The organism is Micromonospora salmantinae, from assembly GCF_022230905.1.
GTDB lineage: Bacteria > Actinomycetota > Actinomycetes > Mycobacteriales > Micromonosporaceae > Micromonospora > Micromonospora salmantinae.
Genome location: NZ_JAKKFG010000014.1, coordinates 246540 through 253620 on the forward strand (window position 1 = coordinate 246540; position 7081 = coordinate 253620).

The window sequence follows — 7081 nt, forward strand, 5'->3', positions numbered from 1 at the left end:
TCGATATCCGGCTCGGGTTTCGGCCAGTGAGGTCCCAGGAGGGAAGTGATCACATGACGAGACTGCGCGCGTTGGTCGCGCTGGCGGCACTGATCGTCGCCGGCGGGCTGGTGGCGGTCATCCCGGCCACTGCCGCGTCGGCGGCGGCCTGCACGGCATCGTGGCAGGCATCGGCCGTCTACTGGGGAGACGCCCAGGTCTCCCACAACGGCCGCAACTACCGGGCGAAGTGGTGGACCCAGAATGAGGCGCCGCCGGGCACTACCGGCGTCTGGGAGGACCTCGGCGCGTGCGGCGGGGGCACCACGCCGCCCACCGGAGGGACCTGCAGCTACCCGAACTGGACCGCCGGGACGTGGTACGCCGCCGGGGCGATCGTCCGGTACACAAACGGTTCCTACTACATCGCCGAGCACGACAACCCGGGGTACGACCCCGTCGTCAGCACCTGGTACTGGGAGCCCTACACCTGTGGCGGCCAGCCCCCGACGACTCCGCCGCCCACCAACCCGGGTGGCTTCGTGGTCACCGAGGCCCAGTTCAACCAGATGTTCCCGAGTCGCAACTCCTTCTACACGTACTCCGGGCTCGTCGCCGCCCTCAGCGCCTACTCGGCGTTCGCGCGCACCGGCAGCGCCACGGTCCAGCGCCAGGAGGCCGCGGCCTTCCTGGCGAACGTCTACCACGAGACCGGCGGGCTCGTGCACGTGGTCGAGCAGAACACCGCGAACTACCCGCACTACTGCGACTACGGCCAGCCGTACGGCTGCCCCGCCGGGCAGGCCGCCTACTACGGGCGGGGGCCGATCCAGCTCAGTTGGAACTTCAACTACAACGCCGCGGGCAACGCCCTCAACCTGCCACTGCTGACCAACCCGTGGCTGGTGCAGACCGACGCCGCGGTGGCCTGGAAGACCGGTATCTGGTACTGGATGACCCAGAACGGGCCGGGCACCATGACCGCCCACAACGCGATGGTCAACGGCGCCGGGTTCGGTCAGACGATCCGCAGCATCAACGGCTCGATCGAGTGCAACGGCGGAAACCCCGCCCAGGTGCAGAGTCGCGTCACCAGGTACCAGCAGTTCGTCGGCATCCTCGGGGTGTCCGCCGGAGCCAACCTCTACTGCTGATCAGTGGTCGGGCCTCGGCGTACGTCGCCAGACGGCGTCGAGGCCCGGCACCTCGGCCGCCGGACCCCGGTGAGGGCGGCGGCCGCTTCGGCGCGATCAACCCGTTGACACGGCCGTGCTGCGCCCGGAACTATCAGCGGCAGTCCACACGCCCCGGCTTCCGTTACTCACGAACTCTCATGACAACGATGTCAGGGCTCGACCCACCACCCGCTCCACACTGCCCAGACGTTCGACGTACTCGACCCGGTTCGAGTCGAAAGGCTCCGTCCCTCATGTCGCACACCCCCCTTGCGCGCCCCCTCTCACCCCGCCTGATCGCGGCGACCACAGCCGCCCTGCTACCGCTGGGCCTGCTCGTCGCCGCGCCCCTTGCGAACGCCGCCCCCACCCCCGCACCGCCGGGCAACTTCACCTCGTCGTTCGAGTCCGCCGACCCGCAGCCCGCCACCAGCACCGTGGAGGTCGGCCCGAACGGAAAACCGGTCCAGGTCAACCTGAGCGGCACTGTCGCCACGCTGCCCGGCAGCCTGCTCGGCCAGGTCAGCGCCGTGACCGCGAGCGACGAGAACCCGCCGCGAGAGATCGCCGCGAACCTCAAGGACGACGATCCGTCGACCAAGTGGCTCGTGTTTGCGTCCACCGGCTGGGTGACCTACCAACTCGCCAAGCCGGCGACGGTGGCGCGTTATTCGCTGACCGCGGCCGACGACGCACCCACCCGGGACCCGAAGGACTTCGTCGTCCAGGGGTCGAACGACGGCAGCACCTGGACCGACCTGGACAAGCGCGCCGGCGAGAAGTTCAGCGGGCGCTTCGCCACCAAGACGTACAGCTTCACCAACCCGAACGCCTACGGCTTCTACCGGCTCAACATCACAGCGAACTCCGGTGACTCGCTCCTGCAGCTCGCCGACTGGAACATCAGCGACGGCTCGGACGTCCGCCCGCCGGCCACCCCCATGGTCAGCGAGGCGACCGCCGGCCCGAACGGCGGCTACACCACGAAGCCGGACGTCGGGTTCACCGGGCTGGCCGCGCTGCGCTACTCCGGCGGCGCCGAGGGCAACGGCCGGTCGTACGCGACGAACAAGCTCTTCGACGTCACCATCCCGGTCGGCCCGAAGACCCGACTGTCGTACAAGATCTTCCCCGAGTTCACCGGTGGAGACGGCAGGTACCCGTCTACCTACGCCGCCGTCGACCTGCACTTCACCGACGGCAGTTACCTCAGTGGTCGCTCGCCCGCCGACCAGCACGGCTACCCACTCACGGGCGCCGGTCAGGGCGCCTCGAAGGTGCTCTTCGCCGACCAGTGGAACCTGGTGCAGGCCGACCTCGGCACCGTCGCGCGCGGCAAGACGATCGACCGCATCCTGCTCGCGTACGACAATCCGCAGGCCACCGCGGAGACCCGGTTCCAAGGTTGGCTCGACGACATCGAGCTGACGGCCGCGCCGGCGTCGATCGACGGCTCGAAGCTGACCAACTACGTCGACACCCGACGGGGCACCAACTCGACGGGCGGCTTCTCGCGCGGCAACAACCTGCCGATCACCGCCGTGCCGAACGGGTTCAACTTCTTCACCCCGGTGACCGACGCGACCTCCGACTCGTGGGAGTACGAGTACCACCGGATCAACAACGAGGCCAACCTGCCCATGCTCCAGGGCCTCGCGATCTCCCACGAGCCCAGCCCCTGGATGGGTGACCGTAACCAGATGTCCGTCATGCCGGTCGTCGGTGGCGGGTCGCTCACCGGTCAGCCCGCCAGTCGTGCGCTCGCCTTCCGTCACGACGACGAGACGGCGCAACCGGACCTCTACCGGGTCGCGCTCCAGAACGGCCTGGTCGCGGAGATGTCGCCCACCGACCACGCCGGGATCATGCGGTTCACCTTCCCCACCGGGCAGCCGACCGGAAGTCTCGTCTTCCACAACGGCACGTTCACCATCGGCACGGACGGCACGTTCACCGGTTGGGTCGACAACGGAAGCGGCCTGTCGGCCGGTCGTAGCCGGATGTTCGTCTCCGGCGCCTTCGACCGGGCGCCGACGGCGTCCGCAGCTACCTCGGCCACCTTCGACATCTCCGGCTCGCGGGAGGTGACGATGCGTCTCGCCACCTCGTTCCTCTCCGTCGACCAGGCGCGCCGCAACCTCGATCTGGAGGTCACCGGCAAGAGCTTCGACCAGATCCACGCCGCCGCGACGGCCGCGTGGAAGGACCGGCTCGGCCGGGTCGAGGTGCGCGGCGCCACCGAGTCGCAGTTGGTCACCATGTACTCGAACCTGTACCGGCTGAACCTCTACCCGAACTCGCAGTCGGAGAACACCGGCACCGCCGCCGCGCCGCGCTGGCAGTACGCGAGCCCGGTCTCGGCGCCGACCGGCGCGTCGACCCCCACCCGGACCGGCGCGAAGATCGTCGACGGGCAGATCTACGTCAACAACGGCTTCTGGGACACCTACCGCACCGTGTGGCCCGCCTACGCGCTGCTGTACCCGGACGTCGCCGCCAAGATCTCCGACGGGTTCGTCCAGCACTACCGCGACGGCGGCTGGATCGCCCGCTGGTCGTCCCCCGGCTACGCCGACCTGATGACCGGCACCAGCGCGAACGTGGCGCTGGCCCAGGCGTACCTCACCGGGGTCAAGCTGCCCGACCCGCTCGCGGCGTACGACGCGGCCGTCAAGGACGCGACCGTCGCGTCCGGGCGCAGCGCGGTCGGGCGCAAGGGCATCGAGAGTTCCCTGTTCCTCGGCTACACGCCGACGTCCACGGGGGAGTCGGTGTCCTGGGCGCTGGAGGGCTACATCAACGACTTCGGCATCGGCAACATGGGTGCGGCGCTCGCCAAGGACCCGGCCACGCCGAAGTCGGAGCGTGCCCGGCTCAAGGAGGAGTCGCGGTACTTCCTGGAGCGGGCCCGCAACTACGTCCACCTCTTCGACCCGAAGACGAAGCTCTTCCAGGGCCGCGACGCCGCCGGCAACTTCCTCGCCGGTGACCCGCTGGACTGGGGTGGCGTCTACACCGAGACCAACGGGTGGAACTTCGCGTTCACCGCCCAGCAGGACGGCCAGGGCCTGATCAACCTGTACGGCGGGCAGAAGGCGCTGCGGGACAAGCTCGACGCGTTCTTCACCACCCCGGAGAACGCCGACCGCCCCGGTGGGTACGGCGGCGTCATCCACGAGATGCTCGAAGCGCGCGCGGTGCGGATGGGTCAGCTCGGCATGAGCAACCAGCCGTCGCACCACATCCCGTACATGTACAACGTGGCCGGGGCGCCGGCCAAGACCCAGGAGACCGTGCGGGAGATCCTGCGGCGTCTCTACGTCGGCAGTGAGATCGGCCAGGGCTACCTGGGCGACGAGGACAACGGCGAGATGTCGTCGTGGTACATCCTCAGCTCGCTGGGCATCTACCCGCTGCAGGCCGGGTCGTCCGAGTGGGCGATCGGCTCGCCGCAGTTCACCAGGATGACCGTGCACCGCAGCAGCGGCGACATCGTCGTCAACGCGCCGAACAACAGCGCGGCGAACGTCTACGTGCAGGGCGTGAAGGTCAACGGCAAGAAGCAGAGCGGCCTGTCAGTGGATGTCGCGACGCTCGCCAAGGGCGGCACCATCGACTTCCAGATGGGCCCCAAACCGTCGTCGTGGGGCAGCGGCCGGAACGACGCGCCGCCGTCGCTGACCAAGGGTGACGAGGCGCCGAAGCCGTTGCAGGACGTCACCGGCCCCGGTCTCGGCACCGCGAGCGCTACCGGCGGTCAGGACGCGTCGAAGCTGTTCGACGACTCGTCGACCACGCAGCTGACCTTCACCTCGGCGACCCCGCAGATCACCTGGGCCTTCCGTGGTGGCAAGCAGAAGCCGAAGTACTACACGGTCACGTCCGGGGCCGCTGCCGGCGATCCGGCGGACTGGCGTCTGCAGGGCTCCAACGACGGCCTCACCTGGACCACTGTGGACTCCCGCACCGGCCAGGTGTTCCCGTGGCGCAACCAGACCCGCCCGTACTCGATCGACAAGCCGGGACGGTTCGCCCAGTTCCGCCTCGCCGTCACGAAGACCGTCGGCGCCGCGCAGACCAACCTCGCCGAGGTCGAGCTGCTCGCCGGAGGTGACCTCGACCTCGGCGGCGGCGACATCACCGTCACCGCGGCCGACGGCGTGCACGCGACCACCGGCGTACCCGTCTCGGTGCCGTTGGCCACCGTCACCGGCGGTGACGCCGGCGGCTACCAGGCCACCATCGACTGGGGTGACGGCACGCCGGTCACCGCGGGCACCGTGACGTTGAGCTCGCGGGCCGTCTACCGCATCGGTGGGTCGCACACCTACACCACACCCGGCTACCACCAGGCGAACGTCACGGTGACCGACGGCGACAGCCAGAGCTCCGCGACGGTCGGCGTCGAGGTGGCGTACGCCCCGGCCTCCGGTCTCACCGCAGCGTTCGACAGCGTCTGCGTCGGTGACGAGGGGGTCCTGGCGGCAGACTGTGACGCCAAGTCCTGGGCGTACTCTCGGGCCGCTCTGGCGGCCGGTGGTGTTACCCAGGGCCAGCCGCAGCAGGTGCCCGGAACGGCGCTGCGGTTCGCAGTGCCGGTGATCCCGGCCGGGCAGCCGGACAACGCCACCGGCAACGGGGCGACGGTCGTCCTCGACCTTCCGGAGGACGCGAAGAGCATCTCGTTCGTCGGCGCCGGAACGCAGGGCAACCAGAGCACCACCGGCACGGCGACGTTCAGCGACGGCAGCACGGCCAGCATTCCGATCCAGTTGAGCGACTGGACGCTGGGCGGCAACGCCAACGGCACCCCGTCCTACGGCAACATCGTCGTCGCCCGGACGGCGTACCGGTTGCAGGGCACGAGCCGCGACGGCGCCCAGCCGTTCCTCTTCGCCACCGCGCCGTACCAGATTCCGGCGGGCAAGACGCTGGTGTCGGTGACCCTGCCGACGCAGACCGGCGACCCTCGCTCGGCGGGTCGGATCCACGTGTTCGCCGTGGCCAACGACGGCACGCCCGCCCCGGCACTGACGACCGCCGCCCCGACGAGCCAGACGGCCACCGCCGGGCAGGCCCTCGCGGCGAACCTCGGTGCGGTGACCGGCGGGGTTCCCGGTACGACGGGTTACCGCGCCCGCGTCCAGTGGGGTGACGGCACGGTTCCGGACGACGTGACGATCGGCGCGTCCGGCGCGATGAGCGGCCAGCACACGTACGCACGGGAGGGCACCTACACGGTGCGCGTCACCGCGTGGGACACGCTGTCGAGCAGCACCGAGTCCTTCACCGTGACAGTGGCTCGGGGCGGATCGCAGCCGGCGATCGCGCTGTCCGCGTCCGGCACCGTCACCACCGGTGGGGCGATCACGGTCAACGGCAGCGGCTTCGCCGCCGGCGAGCAGGTGACCGTCAGCGTCGGCACCGACCCGGGCCGGACCATGAAGGTCGCGGCCTCCGCGACGGGAACGGTCCGCGCCTCGGTGCCGACCTCCGGTGACGCGCAACCCGGCCGGTACGCCGTCACCGCGACGGGCGCGTCCTCGCGTACGCCGGCCACGGCCACCGTCCAGGTGACCGGGGAGCCGGAGGCGCGGACCTACCAGCCGCGGGTGGCGCTGTTGGCCACCTCGGGCCCGCGCGGCACGTCGATCATGGTCGACGGTTCCGGGTTCGCGCCGAACGAGGTGGTCACGATCGCCGTCGGGACCGGACTGGCGGTCAGCACCGTGCACGCGAACGGTGACGGCGTCATCTCCGGCGCGACGGTCAGCGTTCCGCGTGCGGCGAAGGCGGGCGCGACAAGCGTGACGCTGAACGGCGCCACGTCGGCGACGAAGGTGTCCCGACCGTTCACCGTCACCGGCTAGCACCGAGCCGGGACAGTACAGCCGCGTGGGGCGGGCCGTGATCACGGCCCGCCCCAC

Annotated in this window: 2 protein-coding genes; both read left to right on the forward strand. The window is 70.1% G+C overall.

From position 1 onward, the window contains the following. Nucleotides 1–53: 53 nt before the first annotated feature. Nucleotides 54–1133 (forward strand): glycoside hydrolase family 19 protein, encoded by a 1080-nt coding sequence (locus PSH03_RS14205; protein ID WP_238689407.1) that lies wholly within the window; start codon nt 54–56, stop codon nt 1131–1133. Between the two features lie 275 nt (nt 1134–1408). Next, a complete protein-coding gene (locus tag PSH03_RS14210) occupies nt 1409–7024 on the forward strand; it encodes a GH92 family glycosyl hydrolase (RefSeq protein ID WP_238689408.1) in 5616 nt (1871 codons plus the stop codon). Nucleotides 7025–7081: the final 57 nt, after the last annotated feature.

Excerpts from the sequence above, each read along its gene's own strand:
- PSH03_RS14205 (WP_238689407.1), top strand. The coding sequence starts at position 54 with ATGACGAGACTGCGCGCGTTGGTCGCGCTGGCGGCACTGATCGTCGCC.
- PSH03_RS14210 (WP_238689408.1), top strand. The coding sequence starts at position 1,409 with ATGTCGCACACCCCCCTTGCGCGCCCCCTCTCACCCCGCCTGATCGCG.